Genomic DNA, 25,356 nt, shown 5'->3' with positions numbered 1-25,356 from the left:
AAAAGCCCGCTCCTATTCATCGTTTCCCCGAGGGCCGACGGCGGTTTGTACGCCGTATGCGGTCGGTTCGTCCGATGGGCTGTCGCACCTGGTCATCAGCGTATTTTTTTCAGCAGGCAAAACTATATTTTACAAACGATTCGAGCACCGGTGGGGTATTATCGCGCTATGTTCAGCGCGATGGCGTAGCGCCTTCGCTAGAGAGAACGGAGTGGATGCATGTCCAATGTCAGGGGTGTTAAAGTCGTCGCTACCGTGGGCTTGTGTGCGGCATTGACGTTGACCGGTACGGGGGTCGCTTTCGCCGATCAAGATGCGGCGGGGTTGCCTGCTGCGTCCGAGGCGGGCCAGAACGATTCTTCGAACGATGTCGCCGGGCAGGTTCGTGTCGTTCTGCCGGAAGGGGTAACCGCGGAATCGTTCACGGACGGCAATACGTGTGTGTTTAAGAATAAAAGCGGGCAGCTCGTATACAGCGAGACTCTTTTCGATGCTTTGGCTGAATACTACAAGGATGGCCCTGAAGGCGAGGCTGTGCTGTATTGCAAGCCCGGTGCCGATCTTGGCTCCATGACTCATGCGCATGTTGCTGACAGCATCACCATTTGGGGCAATGGTGCAACGGTGACCGAGGGCGGCGAGCACGATATCGAGGTCGACACCTATAAATACGATCGTGCGACAGGAAAGCAGGCGGCTGACGGCAGCTATCTCACGTCGGACATCGAAATCGAGGTCAATGACCTGAACGGCATTGCCCTTTGGGGACAGCGCAATTCCGCATATAAAATCATTGCTAAGTTCAACAACTGCAAAGACATGCAGCGTGTCTATATTTCGGGCACGTCCGGCGAAAACGTCATAGAACTTAACAGCTGCTCCTATGATGGTAAAAAGTGGGGATATCAAGACACCGCCATTTACACGAATGCTGTTGGTTCGGTGACGGTCAGGGATACCGAGTTCGAGAACATGGCTCTCGCTCTCAATCTGAATAATAAGAGTGCGGGCCATCAGGCCATTACGGTGGAAAACTGCGTGTTTACGAACTGCGGCACCGAGGGGCTGGCGGGCGCAGAGGGAAGCGATCTGAGGAAGTATCTGGCGCCGATTCGCGTTCTCAATACAGTCGAGGGAAGCACCTCGAACCTTACGGTGAAAAATGCGGCCTTCAATTACACGGACGGAAATTCGCCGACCGTCAATGGCGACATCCTGCTTGGCGAAGGTCGTACGGGAAAGAACGCGTCCATGCCGAAGTTGGCCATTTCGGGCACCGAGGCTTCCGTGTCGCTGCAATCTCCCGGCTTCCACGGCGCATCCGGGGTCGACTGGAGCAAGGGCCAGACCGTGCCCGTCGCAAAGGACGACACGGAGGTCAGCACCGGCCATGTGGCGACGGTCGAGTCCAACGGCGTCGAGACGTCGTATTTCACTTTTGCCGAGGCGATCAAGAACGCTAAGGCGGGCGATACGGTGAAGCTGCTGAGCGATGTGACCGTAGGCTCCTGGGACCAGATTTGGAATGTTTCGGGCATTACCGTCAATGGCGGCGGCCACACTTTGAAGGTGAATGCCATCGAGAGCGGCGACAACCATAACGCCCTCGTTCAGTCCAATGGCGGAAATGCGTTCAGTGATCTGATCATCGACCTGAGCGATATTCCGAACGCATCGCCGTTCCCGTACCGCGCATTTTCCGCAGCGCCGGGAGATTCTTTCTCGAAGGTGGCGATCAAGGGCAATAAGAACCTCTCGTTCGGTATCTCGGTCGACGGCACCGATGCGGCAGATGAGGCCGTTTCTATCGATGGCTGCGTTTTCGACGGTATGGGATCGGCTGTTTACGATTCCGAGGAAGGGAAGGTCGACTCCCTTTTCATTAAGAACTGCACCATCAAGAATTGCGATTACTCGGTGATCATGAAGTCTCCGAACGGCGTTTTCTCTGGCAATACCGTGGTCGGGGCCAAGGATGCAGAAGGCAAGCTGAACGTTTGCGGTGCTTCCGTGAAGGTGTCTGGCAATACGTTCGATGGCGTGTGCAGGCTTAAGTTCTATGCAGCCCCTGCGGCGTTCGAAAAGAACAAGATTTCCGCTGACTCCTATCTCGCAAAGAGCGACGACCTGGGAGACGCCAAAGTCGATGTTTCCAAGAACTTCTGGGGCGGCGAAGCGCCGAGTGCCACGCAGATTCCCGACGGCATGAAGACGAATGTCGAAGGTGCCGATGTCTACTACGTTCGCGACGCCATGCTCGATAGCGACTTGAATACGTACGTTCCGCCCACGGGCGGCGGCACCGTCACCCCCGGCGACAAGACCGAGGTCGAGCACAATGCCGACGGTTCCACCACCACGACCGTGACCAAGCCCGACGGCTCGCAGACGGTCACGCACGAGACCGCGAACGGCACCGAGTCCGTCGTGTCGAAGGACGAAAGCGGCAACGTCGTCTCCACCGAGGTTTCCGTTTCCGACAAGGACGCCGAGTCCGGCGCGGTCGAGCTTCCGATTGCCGGCGTGGAATCCGTCGCCGACGCCGCCGATGCGCTTGAAGTCGAGGTCAAGGTGCCCGCGAGCGTGACCCCCGACAATCCCGTTACGGTGACCGTCCCCGTGGCGAAGGCCGAAGGCGATGAGCCGAATTACGGCCTCGTGGTCTTCGCGGTCGACGCGGACGGCAACGAGACGGTGCTGCCCAAGTCCGCCGTGAACGCCGACGGCAGCGTCGTGTTCGAGGCGGAGGGCGACGTCACGATCAAGGTGGTCGACAACGCCAAGGCCATGCCCGACGTGAAGGACTCCGACTGGTTCGCGGGCGACGTGGTCGACTTCGCCACCGCGCGCGGCATCGTCAACGGCATTCCCCTGGCCGATGGCACGCTCGAATTCCAGGGCAACCTGGGCACGAGCCGCGGCATGTTCGTGAAGATGCTCCACAATCTGGAGATGAACCCCGAGGCATCGGCTGGCGCGGGCTTCGGCGACGTGGCCGAGACGGACTGGTTCGCCGACGCGGCGGCTTGGGCCGTCGAGGCGGGCGTCCTCGAGGGCGTCGAGACCGATTCGGGCCGTGCGTTCCGCGGCGAGGACCCCGTGACCCGCGAACAGGTCGCCATGTTCCTGATGCGCTACGCGGACTACCTGGGCATGGACACCTCCGCCCGCGCCGAGGTCGCGTTCCCCGACGCCGCCGAGGTCTCCGGATGGGCGTACGAGGCCATGAGCTGGGCCGTCGCCGAGGGTCTGTTCGCGGGCAACTCGGTCACCGGCGAGCTCAATCCGACCGACGGCGCCACCCGCGCCGAGATCGCCACGGTGCTCATGCGCTTCGTCGGGGGCATGTACGCGTAAGGATTGCCAGGCGGGGCAGTAGTTTAATAAGCGAGGGCGGGTTCGGCTCGCCCTCGCTAAAAATCGGACGTCCATCGGATGCTTTCCAGATGAATGAAAATCGCCAGCCGCATTGCTTCGCGGCTGGCGATTTCTTGTATAAGGAGGGCGTCGGCGTGAGGTAGGCGCCGTTATTTCGAGGTGGCGAATGCGTAGGCCTCGCGTGTCCACGACAGCAGCTCGTCATCGATGTCTTTCTCATCGCCGACTACGATATGCGTGGTCCATCTGTCTGGATATGGTTCCGTCTTGGCGGCGACCCGTTTGGATTCCAGGGGGTACGAAAGACCTAGCGTTATGACGATGTAGGGGCTGGGGAGGTCCGCCTTCTTGCGCACGCGCAGAAACGATACGCATGCGAACACGTGCTTGTTGCTGAAGGTTATCTGGGTTTTCTGCACCTTCCTGTGCGCATCGGGGAAGGCCTCGAAAAGCCGCTCCTCGAATGTTTCGTAAAGAGGCAGGGCTGTCTCATGTCCAGCGAAAAACGCCGCCGTTCGTTCATCCGTCATGGCCTCTTCTTTCCGCTTTCTTACCACGTGCTCCAGAAATCCTGGATCAGGTCCTGCCTGTTGGCATGGCCGGTTTTGCGCAGGATGTTGTGCACGTGCACCTTCGCGGTGCTCGGCGCCACGCCCATGGTGGACGCGATGTTCTGGTTGTCCAGGCCGGTCAAAACCAGGCGCAGTACTTCCTGCTCTCGCTTGGACAGCTTGTGTTTCTTGCCGTAGATTTCCAGGTTGCCGTCGATCATGGACTCGACGCGTTCGTCATTGTTGCGTACGGGCGGGTGCTCGTAGCGCAGCGAAAGCGCGCGATATGCGCTGGCGCACGCCACGGCGGCGCATACCAGCATCAGGGCCTCTTCCATGTAATTGCGCTCGGCCGAGAACAGCAGGAACGCCTCGCTTTGCGGCGCCAGCAAAAAGCCGTAGACGTCTTCGAGGATGAATCCGATGCCGAATGCCCAAAGCACCGCATAAAAAAGGCGGTAGCGTTTCATGCGGGTGCGCTCGGTTTCGTCGTGGGTGGAAAAATAGCGCGCCCCCAGAAAGACGAGCGTCCATACGAACAGGGCCGCGCGCATGGCGTAGAACGCGAAACGGGCCGTGGGGTCGCCTTGCTCTAGGAGCAGGGTTGCCAGGCTGCCCGCTACGAACAGCACGCCGGGCGCGAATAGCAGCGCTTTGCGCTTCTCTCCGACGAAATCGCACGCCAAAAACCAGAGCGACACGAAGATGCCGCACCCCGAAACGATGGATGCGAACGATCGCAGTACAAGATAGACGCGCTCTTCCGCAAGGTTCAGGTTCATGGCAAGCGAGACGAAGCTGTCTTGGAACACCAGCGTGACGTCGAAGAAGTAGAACAAAAACGCCCAGAAGGCGTAGAGAAACGTCCGGCGCCTCGATACCAAATAGACCGAAAGACACGCCGCTCCCGCCAGCACGGACACGAGCTGAACGATAAGAACTGAATAGAATTGGGCGAGCTCCATGGGCACCTTCGCTATCCATGCGGACGATTCGTTTTTCCGTATAGTACCTTATGCGCTCGCGATTGCTTCGATTAACGTCGTCTATAGCATATCCGCACATGTTCTTTACGCCGCCGCTGTCTTTTTCGCGTGCTATTCACCAGGGGTTTAATGCTGGTTTAGGTGGTTTAGGCGTGCATCTACACCATATTTCTACCCGGTTCTATACGCGCTTTATACCTTTTCACCGACCGCGCGCGCGGTGACAATTCTCTCGCAAAGTCATTCGCCGCCTCGGACGAGGTATGGCGGTGCGTGCGGGCCTGCGCCCGCGAGAGAGGACGCGCCGCCATGGCTCGCATGACTCGCCTTGCGAAAAGAACTCGAACCGGTTTCGCCTGGCAGGTCTTTGCGATTCCGGCCGCGCCGCTCCATTAGGCGCGGCCGGTTATTTTTCGTCAGAGCGGCCTCCATCGACAAAGGAGGAAAATCCGTATGGAGGAGAAGAAGAAAGGTATCGGGCTGTTCGGCCTGATCGGCATGGTGATTTCGTCGTGCATCGGCTCCGGCGTCTTCGCCATCACCGGTCAGATCGCCCAGGTGGCATCTCCCGGCGCCGCCCTGATCGCATGGCTCGTCGTCGGCATCGGCTTCCTGATGCTGGCCTACTCGCTGAACAACCTGGTGGCCAAGCGCCCCGACCTGCACGGCGTGTTCACCTACGCCGAGGAGGGCTTCGGCCCGCTGGCCGGCTTCCTGTCCGGCTGGGGCTACTGGCTGTCCGCTTGGCTGGGCAACGTCGCCTTCGCTACGATGATGATGTCCACGCTGGGCTATTTCTTCCCCGCGTTCCTGCCGGGCAACACCGTGCCCTGCATCATCATCGCTTCCGTGGTCATGTGGCTGCTGACGCTGCTCGTCATCCGCGGCGTCGAGAGCGCTTCCTTCCTGAACGCCATCGTCATGGTGTGCAAGGTCGCCGCCATCGGCATCTTCATCGTGTTCTCCGTCTTCCTGTTCAACGCCGGCGTCTTCACCGCCGATTTCTGGGGCACGCTGTACAACAACGCCGTGGCCATGGGCGAGATGGGCACCGAAGCCGTCGGTCTTGGCAGCATCGCTTCTCAGGTCATGAATTGTATGATCATCATGATGTGGGTCTTCATCGGCATCGAGGGCGCGACGGTCGTGTCTTCCCGCGCCGAGAAGAAGTCCGACGTGGGTAAGGCCACCGTCATCGGTCTGGTCTGCCTGCTTCTGATCTACATCGGCGCTTCCGTTCTTCCGTACGGCTACATGCCCTACACCGAGATCGCCGCGCTCGATTACCCCGCCATGCTCTACGTCTTCGACGACATGGCTCCCGGCTGGGGCGGCGCGTTCATCTCGATCGCGATCATCATCTCCGTCCTCGGTGCTTGGCTGTCCTTCACCATTCTGCCTGCCGAGACCACGTCCGAGATGGCCGAGCACAAGCTGCTCCCCGCTTCTTGGGGCAAGCTGAACGACAAGAACTCCCCGCAGTTCAGCCTTCTGATCGTCGGCGGCTGCACCCAGGTGTTCATGCTCACCCTGCTGCTGACTCAGGACGCTTACAACTTCGCGTTCTCCATGTGCACCGTCGCTATCGTCGTCACGTGGGCTCTCGCCGCGGCCTACCAGGTGAAGTTCTCCGCCGGCCGTCGCGAGTGGGGCCAGCTGGCCATCGGCGCCGTCGCCGTCGCCTTCCAGGTCATCGCCGTTCTGTTCAACGGCTGGTCCTTCCTGCTGCTGACCTGCGTCGGCTACATCCCCGGCTTCTTCGTGTACGCCAAGGCCCGCAAGGACCAGGGCCTGGAGCTGACCAAGGGCGAGAAGATCGTCATGGGCGTCATCGTCGCCCTGGGCATCCTTGCTCTGGTGCTGCTCGCCATGGGCGTCATCAGCTTCTAAGCTGCTTGAGCGAACCGATCGGCGCTCCTGCATAAGCCGGTCGGTTCGCTTCGGCTTTCTCAATGCGTGCGGAAGGGGCTGCGGACGAGGCTTCATGGCTGACTCCTGTGTCGCCTTCGGTCCCTTCCGCCCAATCGATCGGAACCGCCTGGCGGCGGATCCGTACGGGGGAGGTGTACGATGCACATCAAAACGATCGGCGTCGAAGACTGGTTGAACGTGTGGGAGAAAAGCGCGGTCTACGATATCGCGCAGTCCACGATCTCTTCGATGACCATGGACGAGATCCTCGCCCTGGACGGCGAAGCAGGCGCGACGTTTTACGAGCGCCTGGGTCGCGAGAAGATGAACTACGGCTGGATCGAGGGTTCGCCCGACTTCAAGGCCGAAGTGGCCAAGCTCTACCGCAGCGTCGACCCCGACAACATCCTTCAGACCAACGGCGCGACGGGCGCCAACCTGCTCGCTCTGATGGCCCTGGTGGAGCCCGGCGACCACGTGATCGCCGAATACCCGACCTATCAGCCGCTGTACGAGATTCCCCGTACGCTCGGCGCCGAGGTCGAGTACTGGCGGATCCGCGAGGAGAACGGCTGGAACCCCGACATCGAGGATCTGAAGAAGCTCGTTCGTCCCGATACCAAGCTGATCTGCATCAACAACGCCAGCAATCCGCTGGGCACGGTGCTGCCCGCGGAAACGCTCGAGCAGATCGCGGAAATCGCCGCGTCGGTGGGCGCCTACGTCCTGTCCGACGAAGTGTATCTGCCGCTGCAAGACACCGAGTCGTTCGTTTCCATGGCCGACCTGTACGACAAGGCCGTGGTGTCCAACAGCCTGTCGAAGACCTATTCGGTTCCCGGCGTGCGTATCGGTTGGACGGTTTCGAACAAGGAAGTGGCCGACCGCTTCCGCGTGTATCGCGATTACACGATGATCTGCGACGGCGTGTTCAACGACGCGCTTGCCGTGCACGTGTTGCGCAATCGCGACAAGGTGCTCGACCGTAATCGCAAGATCGTGTTCAACAACCTCGCCATTGCCCAGGAATGGGTCGACAACGAGCCTCGTGTCTCGTGGGTGCCGCCGAAGGCCGTGTCCACGTCCTATATCAAGCTCGACATTCCGATCGACGACGAGGAATTCTGCAAGCGCCTGCTTGCCGAGCAGGGCGTCCTGCTTGTTCCCGGCAGCCGTTTCGAGCTGCCGCGCGGTGCGCGTCTGGGATACTGCGCGCCCGAGGCGACGCTTCGTGAGGGCCTCAAGCGCCTGAGCGCCGCGTTGCGTCAGTTCGACTAATCTTGGCGGCCTGCTTCGCGCAGGCGCGGCCAGCCGCAGAAACGCGGCTTATCGACGCATCCATTCGAAAGCAAACTCTCTTACCGGAGCCCCTTTCGTGGAGGGCTGGAACGCCCCTATTATTCCAGCCGATCAAATACAGAAAAGCAGCCTGCGGTGTGGTGTCGCAGGCTGCTTTTCTTTTTGCGATCATTCGATGCGAAGCGAAGACGCCGAGAATGCGGAAGGCCCCTGAGCTGCTGTGTCGCAGGACAGCTCAGGGGCCGTTTCTCGCTTATGCGCACGCGGCGCTTCAGTGGATTTCGTTTTCGCGAAGGCGCGTCGAAGTTTATGCCGCCACGAACGTGAGGTCGTTCTTCTGACGATGGCGGTCCATGATGCGGCGCTCGAGTTCTTGCAGGGTGGGGGGAGTCCACGAGATGGCGTTGGCGCCGGCGTCGATGGTGCTCAGGATGGATTCGTCGCTCGATCCGCCGCTTGCCATGATGGGCATGGCGGGGAAAGCTCGGCGGATGTCGGCCACCACGTGCGGGGTTTCTTTGGCGGCTGCAACGTTAACGATGCGTGCGCCTGCGGCGATTTGGTCGAACGCCATGCCGTCGAGCTTGGTTACGGTGACGACGATGGGCACGTCGATGCGTTCGGCCATGCGAGCGATGGTGTTGGGGTCGGTCGAGGCGTTTACGACGACGCCCGCCACGCCCTGCATATCCGAATGGACGGCAAGGTCTATGGCCCGCTGGCCCGTGGTGACGGCGCCGCCGACTCCCGTGAGCACGGGCATTTCGGCGGCGGAGAGCAATGCCTGGGTAATGGCGGGCTGGCACGTGAAGGGATAGACGGCCAGCACGGCGTCGGCGTTGCTGTTTCGGATGATTGCGATATCGGTAGAGAAGATGAGCGATTTGACGCAGTGCCCGTAGAGGGAAATGCCGCTGCACTGTTCGATGGCTTCGGGGACTTTGATCCCCACGTTTCGCAAGGTTCCTTCTATAACGAACGGATCGGTATGGGGCATGCCGCTCACCTCCTGTCTTATGGCTTCGTGACAGAATGCATTGTAGATATACGGCTCCTGCCAAAGAGGTGCCATTACCGAGCGTTACCGATCCGACACCGAGGTTTTCCTGGGATTTTGCAAAGAGCGCCCTGGTTTTCGCCGTTCTGGCGAACCGTTTCGCCAAGCGGTCGAGAAATTGTACGGCGTGCCGGCGATCGGGGCGTTTCGCGACGCTCTTTCCAATTGTCGTCGCCCCGCGCGGACCCGACGGGCGAACGGCGCTTGTCATGTTTTCGGGCGCCGGTGCGGGCGAACGGTCGATCGAAGGGGGAATCTCGAAACGCCGCCGTTCGCCTGCAAGCGACGCGGATGCGTGCGGCGGTATTCGGCCGGCCGACGGCGTTCGCGGACGAATACGGTCGCTGGTGAATCCGCCGCTCTTTTTCATCGGCGCTTATGTGATAGTGGCATCGGGAAAATACGGCCGCGATGCAAGGGGCATGGCGGCCGCGTCTATCGGCGATGTTCGAAAGGGGTATGGCATATGCAGGTCATCGAGGAACAGGTCTACGCGTTTTCTAAGGACAATGCGCCGTGCGTTACGGCGAAGCCCGGCGAGCTTTTGAAATTCGTTACGAAGGATTGCTTCAGCAACCGCATCCCGGACGAGAACACCACCATGGCCGACTTGGACTACACCTACGGCTTTGCGAATCCTGCCGCCGGCCCTGTGTACATCGAGGGCGCCGAGCCTGGCGACGTGCTGGTGGTCGATATCTACGAAATCGACGTGGCCGACGAAGGCACCGTGGCCACCGACGACCATTGCGGCCCCCTTTTCGAGGGAACCGACTATCGCACCAAGAAGGTCAAGATCGTCGACGGCATGGCCGATTTCAACGGTGTGAAGTTCCCGATCGACCCCATGGTCGGCGTGATCGGCACGGCGCCCGACGGCGACGACGTGATCGACGGCTTCGTAGGCGCTCACGGCGGCAACATGGATAACAAGCTCATCACCCGCGGCGCGCGCCTGTATTTCCCCGTGCGCGTTCCCGGCGCCCTTCTGCAGATGGGCGACGTGCACGCCGCCATGGGCGACGGCGAGCTGTGCGGCACCGGCATCGAGATTCCCGCGGAAATCACGGTGAAGGTGCAGCTGGTGAAGGGCTTCGAGCTTCATTGGCCCGTGCTCGAGACCAAGGACAAGTGGTACGTCAACGCCAGTGCGCCGAAGTACGACGAGGCCCTGATGAACGGATCCAAAGAGATGCAGCGTCTGCTCATGGCCGTGACCGGCTGGGATGCCGTCGAAACCTATATGTATATGTCCATTCGCTCCGATGTCGAAATCAGCCAGGGCTGCGAGCCGTGCGAGGTCCAGCTTTCGCTGCGCATCGGCACGCCGAAGCTTCCGCAGTTCGCCCCGCTGGTACCGCGCCCGTAGGCGGCTTCTCGCTCGGTTGAAAGGGGCGGCGCGGCTTCCGTTTGCCGCCCCTGGAAAGCCGTTTGCCGCCTGGGGTTCTTCGGGGCCGTTTACCTGCCGTTTCCTGGTCTGCTTTAGCATGATGCAGTGCTAAACTTCACAACATCGACAAATCAGACAAGATCGAAGCCGGATGGCCATGCACGGCATCCGGCTTCGATCGCGCCTGATGGAAATATACCTTCGGAAACGAAAGAGGTGTCAAATGGCGGAAACCGAAGCAAAGGCCAAGGGCGCGAACGCGTCGCTTGAGCAATTCGGCTACAAGCAGGAATTGCGCCGCGGCATGGGTCTTTGGGACGTCGTTCTGTACGGCGTTCTGTTCATGGTCATCATCGCCCCGCACTCCATCTGGGGCCTGGTGCAGCAGCAGGGTCTGGGCATGTCTACCCTGGTTTACTTGGTGGGCTTCGTGGCGATCGGCTTCACGGCTTTGAGCTATGTACGCATGAGCCGCCGTTTTCCCATCGCGGGTTCGGTGTATTCGTACGTGCAGCGCGGCCTGAATCCTCATGCGGGATTCATGTCCGGTTGGCTGATCCTTCTCGATTACTGCATCACGCCGGCATTGCTCTACACCATGGTGGCCAACTGGGGCACCATGCTCGTTCCCAATAGCCCTTGGTGGCTGTGGATCATCGTGTTCATCGCGTTCAACACGTTCGTGAACATTCGCGGCGTTTCGCTCACTCGAGGCATCGACTTCGTCATCTTCGCCGTCGAAATCATCGCCGTCATCGCCTTCGTGGCGCTCGGCTGCAACTTCATCATGGGCGGCGGCGGCGCCGGCGAATTCAATATGGATCCGGTCTGGCAGCCCGAGAAGGTCACGTTCAACTTCCTTGCCGCGGGCATTTCCATCGCGGCCCTGAACTTCCTCGGATTCGATGGCATTTCCACGCTCGCCGAAGAGACCGAGCATCCCGAGAAGAATATCGGTCGCGGCATCCTTATCGCCCTCGGCATCATCATCGTCTGCTTTGCCGTTCAGACCTATATCGCATCCCTCATCCAGCCTGACTGGGCTTCTTGGAGCGAGGAGCACGCCAATAACGCGTTCTTCTATGGTTGCCAGCTCATCGGCGGCAATATCTTCATGAACATCATGTTGGTCATCAACATCGTGGCCGTCGGCATCGCCAACATCATGAATGCTCAGCTCGCCGCCTCGCGTCTGCTGTACTCCATGGGCCGCGACAAGGTTATTCCGAGCATCTTCGGCAAGGTGCATCCCAAGTACAAGACTCCGTGGGTCGGTTCGCTGTTCATCGGCGCCGTCGCCTTGGTGTTGGTCGCTGTTCTGGGCATGGCCGACCTGGCCACGCTGGTCAACTTCGGCGCTCTTGCTTCGTTCATCATGCTGAACTTCTCGGTGTTCTGGTTCTTCTTCATCAAGGAAGGCAAGCGCAAGACCTTCGGCGACTGGGTCAAGTACCTGATTTGCCCCTGGATCGGCATCATCATCCTGGCCTACGTGTTCACCGGCTTCCAGCCGATAACCTACATCATGGGCATCACCTGGTTCGTCATCGGCTTTATTATCCTGGTGGTGAAATCGAAGGGCTTCAAGGAAGTTCCCGAGGCATTCAAGCATCTGGATGTGTAACTGACGCCCCCTGTTTGCATGGCGCGTGATTTCTGCGGCCCTCGCTGAATGGCGGGGGCCGTTTTGCTTCAGTTGCGCGAGGGTTGCGCGCTGACGTATGAAGTGCGCAAGATTCGTTCGCCGATGCTCCGATTTCCCGAAAAGTTGCAAGAAAAATGCAGTTGGCGGTCGATGCGGACCCCGAATCGACCCTTTACGATGGGTATCGAAGCGACGATCAGGCTTGTCGATTTCGTTGAGCTGGGGTTTCTCTGCCTTCTTGAAAGCTGGAAGTTTCCGAAAAGACCGCCTACTGCAAAAAATGTGCAGAAAATCGCGCCAGAGCGACGTCGCGAAGGTTTTCGGGCTGCCTGTCATCGCAACCAAGAAGGAAAAGCGATGGATTCCAGCTAGCGGCCAGCGCAATAGAAAAGACGTGGCGATGACTTTCTGCGCCTGTGCAACACGGTATATCATTGCCGCAGGAAACGACGGAGAGGATGCGATTTTAATGGACGTTGAAGTGAAACCGCTGGTGGCTGGGGATGCCACGCTCGATGAGGTACGAGCGTTTTTCGCGAACGATCGCTATGCCACCGTGGCTTGCGGCGCCGTTATCGAAGAGGCGCGCCCCGGGTATGCTCGTGTCGGACTTAAGATGGAAGAGCGCCATCTTAACGGCATGGGCTCGCTGATGGGCGGCGTTTCGTTCACGATGGCCGACTTCGCGTTCGCCGTCGCGTCGAATATCGGGCGGGCTCCTACGGTGTCTACGAACTGCAACATCGATTTTCTCGGCGCTCCGAAGACGGGCGCGCTTGTGGCGGAATGCCGCGTCGAAAAGGACGGCCGGACCCTGTGCTTCGCCCGCGTCGACGTATCCGATTCCGCCGGCAATCCGGTGGCCCGCATGAACGTGACCGGATTCAGGAAACGCCGCTAGGCGAGGGTCGTGCACGCCCCGACGACCCTGACGCCGCGGTCTATTGCGAAGCCACGTGTCGGCCCTCGTCGTTTTCGCCGCTTTCGGCCAGATCGATAAGTTCTTGCTGCGAATGCACGTCGAGCTTCTTGTAGATGCGCTTCACGTGCGTCTTCACGGTATTGCGCGATATGACGAAATGCTCCTGGATGAATCCCACGTTGCGACCGCGAGCCATGCAGAGGAAGATCTCGTTCTCGCGCTCGGTCAGCCCGTGTGCCTTGCCGATCGCCATGCACTTGTCTTCGAACGATTCTTCGCGGTTTTCTTCGCGCGCGGAGACGCAAGGGGTTTCGACGGCGTTGATGGTTCGCTCGAAGCTGAAGCCCCTGAAGCCCAGCCAGAGGAAGGCGACGAACACGAATAGAACGCAGGCGGTGATGGCTTGGGCTTCTTGGCCGCCCAGGGGAACCACGTCATTGACGGTATGCCCTGCCACGGCGCCGGCGATGGTGCCCAGGGCGCGTGCGGCGTTGGCCAGGCCCAGGGCTATCATGAGCGCGAAGGGGTTCTGCTTTCCGATCGCTGCGACGGTCATCCAAAGCAGAATGTCGAAGCAGTTCCGGCCGATGCGCAGCAAGGCGTTGGCCGCCGCAGTATCGTTTCCGAATGCGAACGGCGCCGCGAGGAAACCTGCGATAACCAGCAGCACCGAAAACGAGAAGAGCGCGTCTTCGCCGCCCGGCTTGCGCGTGAGCGCTATCGTCACGGCGACGGCGAAAAGCACCGCCCATTCAATGGGGCTGGTATTGGGCGCGTTGCCCACTTCGTTGAACGTGAGCGCATAACCCGAGGCGATGCTGAACACCAGAATGCAGGCGAAAAGCGCATTGGTGGGCTTGAGGAACGCGCGCGGATGAGATATTTCGAGGTCGGAGGGCGCCGATGCGTGTTGCATGCGCGTCATGAATTCCGACGCCGGCGTCCACGACAGAGCGAGCGCTGCAAGAGGAAGCGCCGCCATGGCCGCCAATCCTGCCTCGAGCGATAGAACGCCGATCAGCTGTTCGACCAGATCGCTCGCGGCGATGCCGAACGCTGCGGCTAGCGCGGTATGGCGCGACGTGGGCAAAAGGCAGATAGCAAGGCCGTAGAAGACGACGGTCCAGATATGTCCCAGCTCGAAGAACAGGACGCCCGCCGCGGCCATTGCAATCGATTGCAGAACGACGGAGGCGTAGAGCAGCGCCGTCGCGCTTGCCGTCGCCACCACGCTTACGGCCGCGATGGTTTTCGCGTCGAGCAGATCGGGGCGTTTGCTCGCCACCACGGCCACGCCTATATAGAGCAACGCTCGTGCGGCCGTATCGATCTCCCTTCCGATAGGAAAGAATTCCGCGAAGCGCGGAAACAGCACGCTGTTTTGAACCCAGCCGTATACGCCCATGAGCGCGACGGCGGCAAGGGCGCACGCGAACGCCCGCTTTCCCCTGATGGTATGCATGGATACCCCCTCCTGTTGTCCGATGCCCATTGTATTTGTTTTCGCGCCTTCGACAGGGGTTCGATCGGTGTTTCAGGCAAGATACCCCTGCGGGGGTGACGTGATTTACCTGGGATTTCTCCAAGAATGCCCCTGGCGGGGGAAGTGACGGCGCCCGTGTCGGCGCTTAGGGTGGAAGCAGTTTCGCGGCGGCGTTCGAGGGCGGGTGCAAGGACCGCCTCGCCGTTGCGGTGAAGAACATCAAGGAGGGATTCGGTATGACAGCAGAAGTATCTCGTCGCGGTTTCCTGGCGGGCATGGCGGGCGTCGGGGCGCTGGCGGCTGCGGGACTTGCGGGATGCGCCCCGTCGAAGGCCGAGGATACGAAGGCCGCAGCGGCTCAGGGCGAACAGGCGCCGGGCGGCGCGCTCGATTGGTTGGGAGAGGCGCCTGAAATTTCCGACATCGCAGAAACCAAAGAATGCGACTTGTTGATCGTGGGCGCCGGCAACGGCGGCATGGCCGCGGCTGCTTATGCGGCCGATCAGGGAATCGACTTCATGGTGTGCGAAGGCGGCACGCAGGTCGGAGCGACCCGCCACTGGTTCGCGGCGCTCGACACGCCTCCGTTCGCCGATCGCGAGCCCGTCGATCGCCAGCGTCTTATGGGCGAGATCATCCGTTATTCGTCGGGCAATTGCGACCAGCGCCTCATCAAGATGTGGATGGACGAATCCGGCGATATGTTCGCGTTCGTCGACGGCATCATGAGCGCGTCCGGCGCCGTGGTCATCGCCGATGAGAACGATATGCCGGGCGGCATGGGCGGCACGTCGTTCTATACGCCTCCGTTCGAGCATCATTACGGCAACAAGGACGGAGGCCGCGACGGCATCGAAGAGCGCAACGTCTTGTTCGAGAAGCATATCAACGAAGCGGGTTACGAGGTTTCCTACGGTCATCTTCTGGCGAAGCTGGTGCGTGAAGAGGGCGGTCGGGTGACCGGAGCCATCTTTGAAACCGATAACGGATACGTCCAGGTCAATGCCAAGAAGGGCGTCATGCTCGCCACCGGCGGCTATGCGGCCAATCCCGCCATGGTGGAGGCGCTGTCTCCCGTTACGGCGAAAAGCGTGACGGCTCTGGGCTATAACCAGAACAACAAAGGCATGGGCATCAAAGCCGCCATGTGGGCAGGCGCCGCCAAGGACCTTACCAGCGCCACGATGATCTTCGACCGCGGCCTGGTGGCTCCTGGAACCCCGGCCGGCTATACGCCTGAGAGCATCGAAGCCGGCGACCCGCAGTTCCCAGGCAACGGCCAGTTCAACCCCGGTACGCAGCCGTTCCTGAAAGTGAACATGGCAGGCGAGCGCTTCGCCAACGAGTCGGCCGATTACGACTACCTTCCGCACGCCGCCGCCCAGCAGCCTAACGGCACCTATATTTCGGTATGGGACGGCAACTTCGGTGAAGACGTGCAGCGCTTCCACACGCTGGGCTGCTCGGCCGGCACTCGTATGGGCGTGCTGGCGTTCAAGAAGGAGGACGGATCCTACGATCTGGACGGATACTTCCAGAAGCAGCTCGAAGACGGCCGCCTGCAGAAGGCCGACACGCTCGACGAACTCGCCGATAAGCTGGGATTCGATGCCGAGGCGAAAAAGACCTTCTTGGCCACGTGCGAACGCTACAACGAGCTTTACGACGCTCAGGAAGATACCGATTTCTTCAAGGAATCCTATCGCCTTTCCGAGCTTCGTACGCCGCCGTTCTTCGGCGCCACGCTGGGCGGCACGCTGCTGACCACCATCGACGGCATTCGCATCAACAGCGATTGCCAGGCGCTCGACACGGAGGGTCACGTCATCGACGGCCTTTTCGCCGTGGGCGACTGCTCGGGCAGCGTGTTCAGCGGAAATTATCCCGACCAGCTGCACGGTTTTGCTTGCGGCCGCACGATGACCGAGGCCCTTCATGTGGTGAAGGTCGTCGCCGCCATGTAGGTTCGCGTCGTCGCGCCATTTGACGCGACGACGATCCACGTTTTCTCGAAGCGGACAACTCTCGTAACGCCGCCCCTCCCTCCCCTCATGCGGCGTTCTTATCTCTAGCGGGCCTTCGGGCCCGCTTTTCGCATCTTGTTTCCAGGGCGTTTCGAGGCCGCGCTGTTCCTGTGGATGCGCCTCGTTTCGAGCCCGTTCTGTCCTTCATCGTTTGGCAGTTGCGATTCGTCCCGCTACCATGGTTCGAGTTTGTGTTCGAATCGCGAGCGTAACGCCGCGAAGAAGGGGGGAACGGACGATGGCGGAAATACTCGAGGCGATCATGCTGATCTGCTTCGGCCTGTCGTGGCCGATGAATGCGTACAAGAACTTCAAGGCGCGTACGGCGGCGGGCACCAGCTGGCAGTTTCTCGGGCTGATATCGCTGGGCTACGTGGCGGGCATCGGCGCGAAGTTCTGTGCGGGTTCGATCAGCTGGGTTCTGGCGGTGTATTTCATAAACCTGGCATGCCTCGGTGTGAACTGGGCCGTTTACTTCCGCAATAGGCGGTTGGATAAGGCGGCGGAGAAGAAGCCCGTTCGCGCATAGGTCGAACGGGCTTCTTGCGGAATGGAAAGCGTGCGCGGTTTCTGCGGGCAAGGCGGCCGCGCACGCTGAAAGATGCTGGCGAACGTCGCTTTCGCGACATTTTTTTTTGTTCACGGTATCCTGCCGAAATATCGTGGAAATCAGGGGTTTTCCATCGGGTTTTTCACTATACTACGGGCGAAAAAAGGCGGCATCGATCAGGGGAAGCGCCGCCGCGTTCCGCAAGGAGGAACCATGGAAGACAAGACTAAGCCGACGGCACCGCAGCCTTTTCCCGACGATGACCGTTCCGCCGTTTCCGATGCGCAGGCGTCCGAAGAAAGCAAGCTTGCCGGCGATCCCGTAGATAAGCCGGCCGAACCTGCAGCTCCGAAGGCAGCGCCGGTCGAGGTCCCTGCCGCCCCGAAGGCGGCTCCCATGTCTGCGCCGCAATCTCCTGCGGATCGTGCAGACAGGCCGGCAGAACCTGCGGCTCCGAAGAGTGCGCCTGATGCGGCTCCGATCGCGCCCGCCGAAGCGCCGGCTCAGCCTGCGGCTCCGAAGACGGCTCCGGTCGATCCGGCCGCCGCTCCCGTCCAGCCTGCGGCTTCTGCCGCGGCGCCTGTGCCGCCGGCCCCGAAGGCGCCTGCCGCTCCGCAGGCGCCCGTGGCCGGTTCCGCCGCTGCTCCTGCATCTGCGCCCGCTGCTGCACCGACGCAGCCCATGGGAGCCCCCGCGCAGCCGGGCGGTCCCACGCCCCAGCCCGCCGCCGCGCCTATGGGCGCCTATCCGCCGCCTCCTGCGCCGAACGCCTCTGTGAGCAATAGCAAGGCGACGGTTGCCTTGGTCTGCGGCATCTTGGCTATCGTGTTCTCGTTCATTCCGATCGTCGGCATCATCTTGGGCATTGTCGCCATCGTGTTCGCCGGCAAGGCCGTGCGTATGTTCGGCCGCAGCGGCAAGGCCACGGGCGGCAAGGTCTGCGGCATTCTGGGCATCGTATTCTCGGTGCTGATGATCGTGTTCACGGTTGCCGTGATGATGATCGGCTTCGGTGCGGTTTCGACGATGGGCTCCGATTACGACGATTCCGTGCCTGCGCATGTTTCGTCTTCGAACGATTCGTCCAGCTGGTCGGCGACGGGCGGCGCGGTCGACATGGACAAGGACCAGCAGGCCGTATACGATCAGGTCACCGTGCTTTTCGACGGTATCGTCGCGAAGGACGCGAAGTTCAAGGACGAGCTTTCCGAAGAATACGGTGAATCTTTCGAGCAGAATTTCGGGGCCACGTATGCCGAGATGGGCATCGACCCCTCTGCGTTCGCTGAATGGGCTTTGACCGACTTCTCGTATTCTATCGACAGCGTTTTCGTCGAAGGCGACATGGCTACGGTGTATGTCGACACTACCGAGCGCGATACGTTCCAGTTCCTGATGAACTTCGGCGACGCCGTTGCGGCATACAGCCAGACCATCGATGCGGATACGGCATCTGATTCCGATGCCCGGGCGAAGGTGGCCGAGCTGTTCAGCCAGACTATGGCCGACACTGCCGAAATGACCACGTATTTCGCGGCATTCGACTTCAAGAAGCAGGGTGATGCCTGGGTTATCGACGAGGATTCCGCCGAGGAGGAATTCGATTACATGTTCGGTACGTTCTAACGTATACGGGCTCAATCGGGCGAAAGGGGGAGGACGCGGTTTCGCGTCCTCCGTTTGTTTTCGGCTGGTGCAAAATCAGGCTCGTTCGAATAAGTGCAACGGTTGCACTTATTCGATTGCCTCAGGGCCGGCCGGCTGCGGTTCCAAGGCGCTTGCGGCGCGAAAAAAGCGGCCCGGCGCACTATGTCGCCGGGCCGCTTCGTCTGCGTTCGGGCCTATGGTTCGCTAGAGGCTCTCGGCCTGATACTCGCGCATCAGCGCGGCGAACGCCGGCATTGCGCCGTCGATGACCGCATGGTCGACGCAATAGCCGATGCGAACCCATCCTTCGATGCCGAAGCTATCGCTGGGCACTACCAGCAACTCGTGCTTCTTCGCGCGTTCGGAGAATGCCTTCGCGTCGGGTTCGAGCGCACGCATCCACAGATAGAACGCTCCCTGGGGCGCCACGCATTCGTAGCCCAGTTTGGCCAGACCGTTGTACAGGGCGTCGCGGTTTTCGCGATACGCTTCGACATCGCAAGGCTCGTCGACGCATTTCTCGATGACGCCCTGGAACAGCGTGGGCGCGCAGACGTAGCCGAGCGCCCTGCCGGCGCCGCATACGGCGGCGTAGACGTCGGCGGCGTCGGCCGCCGCGGGCGGAACAAGCACGTAGCCGATACGTTCGCCCGGCAGGCTGAGCGACTTCGAATACGAGTAGCACACCAGCGTGCTTTCGAACAGCGTGGGGATGAATGCCGCATTGGCGTCGCCGTAGACGATTTCGCGATAGGGCTCGTCGGAAATCAGGTAGATCGGATGGCCGTATTCATCCTGCTTGCGGCGAAGCGTGTTGGCCAGTTCGACCAGATCACACTCGGGATAGACCGCGCCGGTGGGATTGTTGGGCGAGTTGATGATGACGGCCTTGGTGCGCTCGGTGATGGCATCCTCGATCGCTTCGATGTCGAGCTGGAAGCTTCCGATGCGCGCGGGCGTTTCGACGCAGACGCATCCTGCGTTCTCGATCCAGACGCGATATTCGGGGAAATACGGGGCGATAACCATGAATTCGTCGCCCGGTGTGCCCAGCGCATTGATCGAGATGGAGATGGATGCCGCCGCGCCCACCGTCATATACAGGTCGTTGCCGGTATATGCGGTGCCGAACCTGCGGTTGAGCGATGCCGCGATCGCCGCGCGCACGCCGGGCGCGCCGGGTGCGGGCGTGTAGCCGTGCACCTGCTGCGCGGGCATTTCCAGCAGTTCGAGCACCGCCTTTTTCACGGCCTCGGGGGCGGCGACGCTGGGGTTTCCTAGGCTGAAGTCGAAGACGTTTTCGGCGCCTATCTCCTCTTTGCGGGCGAGGCCGTAGGCGAAAAGCTCGCGAATGGCAGATGGCTCGCTGCCCAATTCGTACATGCGCTGATTGATCATGCTTCCCCCTCTGTTCTGGCAGGATGTCCCTTGGCAGGGTGCGGATCGAAGGCGCCTGCTGCAATCGCTTCGATCGCGCGGTTCCTCTTCCATTATGCACGGTATTGCTCGTCCAGGGTGTTCGCGCGGGCGCATTTTTCCTCCACATGCGGGAATGCGCGGCGATGTGCGCGCCGCCGCCGCTCGGCCGCTGCGCACCGCCGTATCCCCGGCGTATTCAGGGCGTTCGACATGCATTGCCGCCTGCGCGGGCATGCTTTCGGCGTATGATGGGCCGATGCGTTTTCGCCGCCTTTCCGCGGCGGACGTCTGTGTAGGATTTCGTTGCGGCCTGCGGGCCGCGTGTGAAGGATTTGATATGGTCGAATCGTTTTTGGGGGCTGCGGCGGGCACGGGTTTCACGTTCGCGTGCACGGCGCTCGGCGCCGCCGCGGTGTTCTTGCTGCGCGGCAAGAAAGGCGGCGTCGCGCAGACGTTGTTTCTAGGTTTCGCCGCCGGCGTCATGATCGCCGCCAGCGTCTGGAGCCTGCTTATTCCTGCTATCGAAAAAGCCGAGGAAGCGGGCCAGGTCGGATGGATTCCCGCAGCGGGCGGCTTCGTTCTGGGCGCTCTGTTCCTGTTCGTGCTGCATGCGTTGCTGCCTCATCTCAACATAGGCAAGGAGCGCGCCGAGGGCCTTCCCTCGCGATGGGGCCGCTCGACGCTGCTGTTCACGGCCGTCACGCTTCATAATATTCCCGAGGGCATGAGCGTCGGCCTGCTGTTCGCCATGGCGGCGCAGCAGGGGGCCGATCCCGCTTTGTTCGGCATGGCCACGGCGCTTGCGCTCGGCATCGGTATTCAGAACATTCCCGAGGGCGCCGCGGTTTCGCTGCCGCTTGCGCAAGAGGGCATGAGCAGGCCGAAGGCGTTCGCCATGGGCGCTCTGTCGGGCCTCGCAGAGCCGGTGTTCGGCTGTCTGGTAGTGCTGGGCGTGGGATTCATCACGCCGTATATGCCGTGGATGCTGGCGTTTTCGGCGGGCGCGATGATGTTCGTGGTGGTCGAAGAGCTCATTCCCGAGGCGCATCTGGGCGAGCATGCCAATTGGGGCACCGCCGGCGTCATGCTGGGTTTTTTGACCATGATGGTGCTCGACGTCGCGTTGGGCTAGGACAGGCCGCTCGGTCGCCGGCTCTTGCCGAATCGCGTTCGCGTTTTTCAGGCCCTCGCACCGAGGGCCTTTTTCGTGGCGCGCCCTTCGGTCTTGCTCGCTATGAAGTTTGTAAAAAAGAGGCCCTTCAGGTCATTTTTTCGAGGCTTTGCCACAAAGGAGGCGGCGTCAAAGGGGTGCGAAGCGATTTAGTCGCGTCTAACGGTATGTTTTCCGTCGTGAACGGCGAATTTTCCGCGCGCGGCGGTGGATCCCGCTCGGTTTTCGTGACAAAACTCGCATTTTTTGGCCGAAAAGGGCCGAAAAATCCAAAGTACGTAAAAGCGCGGTTCCAAACGAGGGCGCCTGGGGCGTTTCGTCCGGGGCGTAAGCCGCCGGCTAGCTTCGGCGGGTTTGGATCAGGTGCCTGATCGCTTCGATCGCGTGTCCGCGAAACATCGCGCGCGGGCCGGCGTATGCCATGCACGTGCGCTGCCAGGCCGCTTCGTCGGGCGCATAGCAGTGGTTCGAGCAGGTTTTGCACGACGGCCTGGGGTCGCGCGTGCATAGTGCTCGACGCACCTCCCCGTAGCGCACATGCATGGCGCAATCGGGACACAGGCGCGGCACCTTGCGCGCGGGGTAGACGCCCGCTTCGACGGCTTTGCTGCGAAACGGCACGCGCAGCCCGTCGTCATGATGGTCGGCACAGTAGATTTCCGCCATGCCCGCCAGGGTGACGATATCGCGCGCGATATCCTTGCAGCGGAATTTCTCGGAGATGCGTTCTCCGAGGCGCTCGTAGGATAGCTCGATGGTTTCTTCGGTATTCACAGTGGTCCTTCCGCGTTAGCGCAGGCTGGAGAATTCCAGGCATTTTTCCAGATAGATCTTATTCGCGATCGCCGTGGCCGCTGCGATCACGATCCTGCGTTCGAGCGAAAGCTCGTCTGCTTGCGAAATGCGCAGCGAGAAGGCGAAGCCGCTCGGGTCCTCGATCGCCCATTCGCTCAGATTGCGCGCGCTCGTGGTGCCGCAGAACAGCGAACGGAGGCTTTCTTCGGCGGCCGTGCAGAAGAAGTCGTAGGAGCGCTCGGTGGAAGAGGCGGTTGCCTGCACGGCGAATAGGCGCTGGATGTCGGATATCGAAATCGAGCGCTTCATCAGGCAGATGAAGATAAGCAATGCCACGTGCTCGCGCCCGTAGCGTTTGTGCACGGGCGTGGGGATGAGCTTCTGTTTGACGTAGTTGTTCACCATCGACGAGGTGAGCAGCTTCTCTCCTTCGGGGAGCAAAGGCCGCAGCTGGTCGTCCACGTACGTGAGCACCTGATCCATATATAGCTCGATGGCCGGCAGCTCGCTATATCGGGGAAAATGCAGCGTCTGCACGAACGCTTCGAAATCATGGAGGGCGCACTCGAAGGCGGTCGAGGCTTCTTCAGTGTTGTTCAAAGGTTTCATATGCGTAGCTTATCGTCGTTCGGCGGTTTTCGTGAAGATGGAGAAGGACACCACGATGCTTTCTCGTAAAAATCACATTGCTTGACATGATATGGAGCATTACATAATCTGGTATTCAATACTAGATATGAATCGAGGAAAAGGGATCGCATGGAAAAGGCCCAAAAAATTGCCGTGATCACCGATTCGTGCTCGGACGTTCCTGTTGAGCTCGCTGCCGAACTGGGCATATATGTAGTTGCTCTGCACATCAACTATCGCGATGCGTCGTATCGCGACCGCGTGGACATTCAGCCCGACGAGGTGTACGCGCGCTTCGCGGAAGAGATTCCTCGCACGTCCACTCCTGCTCCGTCCGATGTGGCCGAGGCGTTCGACGCCATGGTGGCCGACGGCGTGACCCATGTGGTCGCCGTTACCATCTCCTCGGGCCTTTCCGGCACGCACGACCTGCTCAAGAGCGTCGCTACGGGCTATCGAAATCTGACCGTCGAGGTGGTCGACACCAAAAGGATCGGCCTGGGTTCCGGCCTCACTGCGGTCGAGGCTGCGCGCTTGGCGCAGCAGGGCGTCCCGTTCGACGAAATCGTCGCGGCCGCCTATCGTTCGGCCCAGTCCACTTACGCGTATTTCTGCGTCGATACCCTCGAATACCTGTACAAGGGCGGCCGCATCGGCAAGGCCGTGTATTCGATCGGTTCCGCTCTTGACGTTCGTCCTGTCATCGCGTGCAACGACGAGGGCGTCTATGTTCCCGTGGCGAAGGCGCATGGCCGCAAGGCATCGCTGAAAAAAGCCCTTTCTATCGTGAAGAAGAAGGCGGCGGGCGCGAAGCGCTATCGTTTCGCGGTCGTGCACGGAGGCGCCTACGAAGAGGCGCGTGCGCTGTTCGAGCAGGGTTGCGAGGCCATGTCCGACGCCGAAGAGTTCGTCTTCGAGCAGATTTCTCCCGCTCTCGTGGTCCATACGGGCCCCGGCCTGATCGGCATCGGCGTGCAGATTCTCGATTAAGCGCCCTTTCGGTCCTGGAAAATGCCCGGCGTTTCCAGCTCGCGTGATTTTACGAACCCGCAACGGTCCGCCATTTCGGCGGGCCGTTTTTCTTATCGCGATTCGAGGCGTTTTCGCTGTGTGTGCATCGTTGCGTCGTACAATATCCGCATCGAAAGGGCGAGCCGCCACGCGCGGCGTTTCGGAAAGGAAGCGTTTCAATGGACAAGAAGGTGTACGAACTGATTAACGACCAGATCAACGCCGAGCTGTATAGCGCGTATCTGTACATGTCGTTTGCCGATTACTACGAGGAAGAGGGCCTGCAGGGCTACGCGAACTACTACATGATCCAGGCCGCCGAAGAGCGCGACCATGCCTTGATTTTCCGTAACTATCTGCACGACAACGGCGAGAAGATCAAGCTCGCCGCCATCGGCCAGCCCGACAAGGAGTTCGGTGATTTCATGGGCCCGCTGGAGGCCGCGTTCGAACATGAGCGCTATATCACCGCCCGCATCAACGCCATCTACGCCGCCGCGGCCGAGGTGAAGGACTATCGCTGCATGAAGTTCCTCGATTGGTTCATCGACGAGCAGATGGAAGAAGAGACCAACGCCGACGACATGATCACCAAGATGCGCCTGTTCGGCTCCGATGCCAAGGCGCTCTACGACCTCGACCGCGAATACGCTTCCCGCGTGTATTCCACGCCGTCGCCGCTCGCCAACGCGAAATAAAACATCCGTCGTACGGGCATGCGCTTGCGTATGCGACGAATCCGATTTCCAAGAGGCCGCGCCGTGTGCGCGGCCTCTGTCGTTCGGACGCGACTTCGGTCGCGCGCGACCTTTCGGACATTGTTTCGCGACCGTTTCGTCCGCTCACGTTACCGCCTGTTCGCATGCGCTTTTCATGTGTTGCGGGTCCCTCTGGAGTACAATGGCGGAAACAGACGAAAGGAACGCCCATGACTGTCGGCCTCGGAGTCGATATCGTCGAGATAGAACGCATGAAAGCCGTGCTCGCACGCACGCCTGCGTTCGCACGTAAGGCGTTCACGGCCGAAGAACGCGCCTATTGCGACGCGAAGCCTAATCCCGCCGCCCATTACGCCGCCCGATTCGCCGCGAAAGAGGCCGTGTGCAAGGCCCTCGGCACGGGCATCCTCGCCCATGGCGTGCGCATGACCGATGTCGAAGTGGTGCGCGACGGGCGCGGCAAGCCCGCCGTGGCGCTTCACGGGAAGGCCGCCGCCGCGGCTCGCGAGCAGGGGGTCGTCGAAGTTCCTCTTTCGCTGTCCTACACTCATAGCGTGGCGGTGGCCAACGCGGTGGCCATCACGGAAGAATCCAAAGTCGAGCGCGAGAAGCGCCGCGATGCGAAGGCCGATTTGGCCAGGCAGTTCAAAAGCGCCCGCTCCATGCTCGACGAGCTGGGGTCGCAAACGACCCGGCAGGCTGAGACGGTCGTCGCACATGGCGCGTCGCCGTCCGATGCTCCCGTTTCTCGGAAAGGCGGGTATTGAT

At 60.8% G+C, this 25,356-nt stretch carries 21 protein-coding genes; 14 read left to right on the top strand and 7 right to left on the bottom strand.

What is annotated here, in order from left to right; translation table 11 throughout:
* Window positions 1-219 precede the first annotated feature (219 nt).
* Entirely contained in the window at window positions 220-3,357 is a 3,138-nt protein-coding gene (locus tag Q6E04_RS03165) for an S-layer homology domain-containing protein (RefSeq protein ID WP_303249357.1), read from the top strand.
* Window positions 3,358-3,527: 170 nt separating this feature from the next.
* On the opposite strand, the gene Q6E04_RS03160 is transcribed toward Q6E04_RS03165, so the two are convergent.
* Together Q6E04_RS03160 and Q6E04_RS03155 are read right to left on the bottom strand one after the other, a co-directional pair.
* A complete protein-coding gene (locus Q6E04_RS03160; RefSeq protein WP_303249356.1) occupies window positions 3,528-3,908 on the bottom strand; it encodes a DUF5655 domain-containing protein in 381 nt (126 codons plus the stop codon).
* Window positions 3,909-3,928: 20 nt separating this feature from the next.
* The gene (locus Q6E04_RS03155; protein ID WP_303249355.1) at window positions 3,929-4,894 is read right to left on the bottom strand and encodes a helix-turn-helix transcriptional regulator; all 966 of its coding nucleotides are present in this window, start codon (window positions 4,892-4,894) and stop codon (window positions 3,929-3,931) included.
* 474 nt (window positions 4,895-5,368) lie between these two features.
* Between Q6E04_RS03155 and Q6E04_RS03150 the strand changes: the two genes are divergently transcribed.
* Both Q6E04_RS03150 and Q6E04_RS03145 read left to right on the top strand, forming a co-directional pair.
* Entirely contained in the window at window positions 5,369-6,805 is a 1,437-nt protein-coding gene (locus Q6E04_RS03150) for a basic amino acid/polyamine antiporter (RefSeq protein ID WP_303249354.1), read from the top strand.
* A gap of 180 nt (window positions 6,806-6,985) precedes the next feature.
* Window positions 6,986-8,104: an aminotransferase gene (locus Q6E04_RS03145; protein WP_303249353.1), complete on the top strand. Its 1,119-nt coding sequence runs from the start codon at window positions 6,986-6,988 to the stop codon at window positions 8,102-8,104.
* 328 nt (window positions 8,105-8,432) lie between these two features.
* On the opposite strand, the gene Q6E04_RS03140 is transcribed toward Q6E04_RS03145, so the two are convergent.
* Window positions 8,433-9,077, bottom strand: a complete 645-nt coding sequence (locus Q6E04_RS03140; RefSeq protein WP_303249352.1) for a dioxygenase — start codon at window positions 9,075-9,077, stop codon at window positions 8,433-8,435.
* Between the two features lie 571 nt (window positions 9,078-9,648).
* Between Q6E04_RS03140 and Q6E04_RS03135 the strand changes: the two genes are divergently transcribed.
* The 4 genes from Q6E04_RS03135 to Q6E04_RS03120 all read left to right on the top strand — a co-directional run bounded on the left by Q6E04_RS03135 (window position 9,649) and on the right by Q6E04_RS03120 (window position 13,118).
* Entirely contained in the window at window positions 9,649-10,551 is a 903-nt protein-coding gene (locus tag Q6E04_RS03135; protein ID WP_303249351.1) for an acetamidase/formamidase family protein, read from the top strand.
* A gap of 244 nt (window positions 10,552-10,795) precedes the next feature.
* Complete coding sequence (locus Q6E04_RS03130; protein ID WP_303249350.1) at window positions 10,796-12,196, top strand: APC family permease; 1,401 nt, start codon at window positions 10,796-10,798, stop codon at window positions 12,194-12,196.
* Between the two features lie 198 nt (window positions 12,197-12,394).
* Complete coding sequence (locus tag Q6E04_RS03125) at window positions 12,395-12,589, top strand: hypothetical protein (protein ID WP_303249349.1); 195 nt, start codon at window positions 12,395-12,397, stop codon at window positions 12,587-12,589.
* A 97-nt stretch (window positions 12,590-12,686) separates the two neighbouring features.
* Window positions 12,687-13,118, top strand: a complete 432-nt coding sequence (locus tag Q6E04_RS03120) for a PaaI family thioesterase (RefSeq protein ID WP_303249348.1) — start codon at window positions 12,687-12,689, stop codon at window positions 13,116-13,118.
* A gap of 40 nt (window positions 13,119-13,158) precedes the next feature.
* Here the strand turns inward: Q6E04_RS03120 and Q6E04_RS03115 are convergent, their stop codons facing one another.
* Window positions 13,159-14,601: a helix-turn-helix transcriptional regulator gene (locus Q6E04_RS03115; protein WP_303249347.1), complete on the bottom strand. Its 1,443-nt coding sequence runs from the start codon at window positions 14,599-14,601 to the stop codon at window positions 13,159-13,161.
* Window positions 14,602-14,858: 257 nt separating this feature from the next.
* On the opposite strand from Q6E04_RS03115, the gene Q6E04_RS03110 reads away from it, so the two are divergent.
* From Q6E04_RS03110 to Q6E04_RS03100, 3 genes are all read left to right on the top strand, one after another.
* Window positions 14,859-16,586 (top strand): FAD-binding protein, encoded by a 1,728-nt coding sequence (locus Q6E04_RS03110; protein WP_303249346.1) that lies wholly within the window; start codon window positions 14,859-14,861, stop codon window positions 16,584-16,586.
* 298 nt (window positions 16,587-16,884) lie between these two features.
* A complete protein-coding gene (locus tag Q6E04_RS03105) occupies window positions 16,885-17,175 on the top strand; it encodes a hypothetical protein (RefSeq protein ID WP_303249345.1) in 291 nt (96 codons plus the stop codon).
* Window positions 17,176-17,409: 234 nt separating this feature from the next.
* Window positions 17,410-18,822: a hypothetical protein gene (locus tag Q6E04_RS03100; RefSeq protein WP_303249344.1), complete on the top strand. Its 1,413-nt coding sequence runs from the start codon at window positions 17,410-17,412 to the stop codon at window positions 18,820-18,822.
* Between the two features lie 225 nt (window positions 18,823-19,047).
* On the opposite strand, the gene Q6E04_RS03095 is transcribed toward Q6E04_RS03100, so the two are convergent.
* Window positions 19,048-20,241, bottom strand: a complete 1,194-nt coding sequence (locus Q6E04_RS03095) for a pyridoxal phosphate-dependent aminotransferase (RefSeq protein WP_303249343.1) — start codon at window positions 20,239-20,241, stop codon at window positions 19,048-19,050.
* A 358-nt stretch (window positions 20,242-20,599) separates the two neighbouring features.
* On the opposite strand from Q6E04_RS03095, the gene Q6E04_RS03090 reads away from it, so the two are divergent.
* Complete coding sequence (locus Q6E04_RS03090; protein WP_303249342.1) at window positions 20,600-21,394, top strand: ZIP family metal transporter; 795 nt, start codon at window positions 20,600-20,602, stop codon at window positions 21,392-21,394.
* A 378-nt stretch (window positions 21,395-21,772) separates the two neighbouring features.
* Here Q6E04_RS03090 and Q6E04_RS03085 read toward each other — a convergent pair whose 3' ends face one another.
* Together Q6E04_RS03085 and Q6E04_RS03080 are read right to left on the bottom strand one after the other, a co-directional pair.
* Window positions 21,773-22,207, bottom strand: a complete 435-nt coding sequence (locus Q6E04_RS03085; protein WP_303249341.1) for a nitrous oxide-stimulated promoter family protein — start codon at window positions 22,205-22,207, stop codon at window positions 21,773-21,775.
* 15 nt (window positions 22,208-22,222) lie between these two features.
* Window positions 22,223-22,837: a DUF1836 domain-containing protein gene (locus Q6E04_RS03080; protein WP_303249340.1), complete on the bottom strand. Its 615-nt coding sequence runs from the start codon at window positions 22,835-22,837 to the stop codon at window positions 22,223-22,225.
* 150 nt (window positions 22,838-22,987) lie between these two features.
* On the opposite strand from Q6E04_RS03080, the gene Q6E04_RS03075 reads away from it, so the two are divergent.
* The 3 genes from Q6E04_RS03075 to acpS all read left to right on the top strand — a co-directional run bounded on the left by Q6E04_RS03075 (window position 22,988) and on the right by acpS (window position 25,355).
* Window positions 22,988-23,848: a DegV family protein gene (locus tag Q6E04_RS03075; RefSeq protein ID WP_303249339.1), complete on the top strand. Its 861-nt coding sequence runs from the start codon at window positions 22,988-22,990 to the stop codon at window positions 23,846-23,848.
* A 200-nt stretch (window positions 23,849-24,048) separates the two neighbouring features.
* Window positions 24,049-24,567 carry a ferritin gene (locus Q6E04_RS03070; protein WP_303249338.1) on the top strand — a complete coding sequence of 173 codons (519 nt, stop codon included), beginning with the start codon at window positions 24,049-24,051 and terminating at the stop codon, window positions 24,565-24,567.
* A 230-nt stretch (window positions 24,568-24,797) separates the two neighbouring features.
* Entirely contained in the window at window positions 24,798-25,355 is a 558-nt protein-coding gene (gene acpS, locus Q6E04_RS03065) for a holo-ACP synthase (RefSeq protein WP_303249337.1), read from the top strand.
* Window position 25,356 lies beyond the last annotated feature (1 nt).

The organism is uncultured Slackia sp. (assembly GCF_959608125.1).
In the GTDB taxonomy this organism is placed as follows: domain Bacteria; phylum Actinomycetota; class Coriobacteriia; order Coriobacteriales; family Eggerthellaceae; genus Slackia.
Note: the sequence above shows the minus strand (reverse complement) of the source record. Positions and strands in the feature narration are given on the sequence as shown.

Bases quoted from the DNA above. Each gene is read 5' to 3' on its own strand.
- Q6E04_RS03070 (WP_303249338.1), top strand. From the start codon at position 24,049: ATGGACAAGAAGGTGTACGAACTGATTAACGACCAGATCAACGCCGAG.
- Q6E04_RS03115 (WP_303249347.1), bottom strand. From the start codon at position 14,601: ATGCATACCATCAGGGGAAAGCGGGCGTTCGCGTGCGCCCTTGCCGCC.
- Q6E04_RS03090 (WP_303249342.1), top strand. From the start codon at position 20,600: ATGGTCGAATCGTTTTTGGGGGCTGCGGCGGGCACGGGTTTCACGTTC.
- Q6E04_RS03095 (WP_303249343.1), bottom strand. From the start codon at position 20,241: ATGATCAATCAGCGCATGTACGAATTGGGCAGCGAGCCATCTGCCATT.
- Q6E04_RS03165 (WP_303249357.1), top strand. From the start codon at position 220: ATGTCCAATGTCAGGGGTGTTAAAGTCGTCGCTACCGTGGGCTTGTGT.
- Q6E04_RS03110 (WP_303249346.1), top strand. From the start codon at position 14,859: ATGACAGCAGAAGTATCTCGTCGCGGTTTCCTGGCGGGCATGGCGGGC.
- Q6E04_RS03145 (WP_303249353.1), top strand. From the start codon at position 6,986: ATGCACATCAAAACGATCGGCGTCGAAGACTGGTTGAACGTGTGGGAG.
- Q6E04_RS03125 (WP_303249349.1), top strand. From the start codon at position 12,395: ATGGGTATCGAAGCGACGATCAGGCTTGTCGATTTCGTTGAGCTGGGG.
- acpS (WP_303249337.1), top strand. From the start codon at position 24,798: ATGACTGTCGGCCTCGGAGTCGATATCGTCGAGATAGAACGCATGAAA.
- Q6E04_RS03155 (WP_303249355.1), bottom strand. From the start codon at position 4,894: ATGGAGCTCGCCCAATTCTATTCAGTTCTTATCGTTCAGCTCGTGTCC.
- Q6E04_RS03080 (WP_303249340.1), bottom strand. From the start codon at position 22,837: ATGAAACCTTTGAACAACACTGAAGAAGCCTCGACCGCCTTCGAGTGC.
- Q6E04_RS03075 (WP_303249339.1), top strand. From the start codon at position 22,988: ATGGAAAAGGCCCAAAAAATTGCCGTGATCACCGATTCGTGCTCGGAC.
- Q6E04_RS03100 (WP_303249344.1), top strand. From the start codon at position 17,410: ATGGAAGACAAGACTAAGCCGACGGCACCGCAGCCTTTTCCCGACGAT.
- Q6E04_RS03150 (WP_303249354.1), top strand. From the start codon at position 5,369: ATGGAGGAGAAGAAGAAAGGTATCGGGCTGTTCGGCCTGATCGGCATG.
- Q6E04_RS03135 (WP_303249351.1), top strand. From the start codon at position 9,649: ATGCAGGTCATCGAGGAACAGGTCTACGCGTTTTCTAAGGACAATGCG.
- Q6E04_RS03160 (WP_303249356.1), bottom strand. From the start codon at position 3,908: ATGACGGATGAACGAACGGCGGCGTTTTTCGCTGGACATGAGACAGCC.
- Q6E04_RS03120 (WP_303249348.1), top strand. From the start codon at position 12,687: ATGGACGTTGAAGTGAAACCGCTGGTGGCTGGGGATGCCACGCTCGAT.
- Q6E04_RS03105 (WP_303249345.1), top strand. From the start codon at position 16,885: ATGGCGGAAATACTCGAGGCGATCATGCTGATCTGCTTCGGCCTGTCG.
- Q6E04_RS03130 (WP_303249350.1), top strand. From the start codon at position 10,796: ATGGCGGAAACCGAAGCAAAGGCCAAGGGCGCGAACGCGTCGCTTGAG.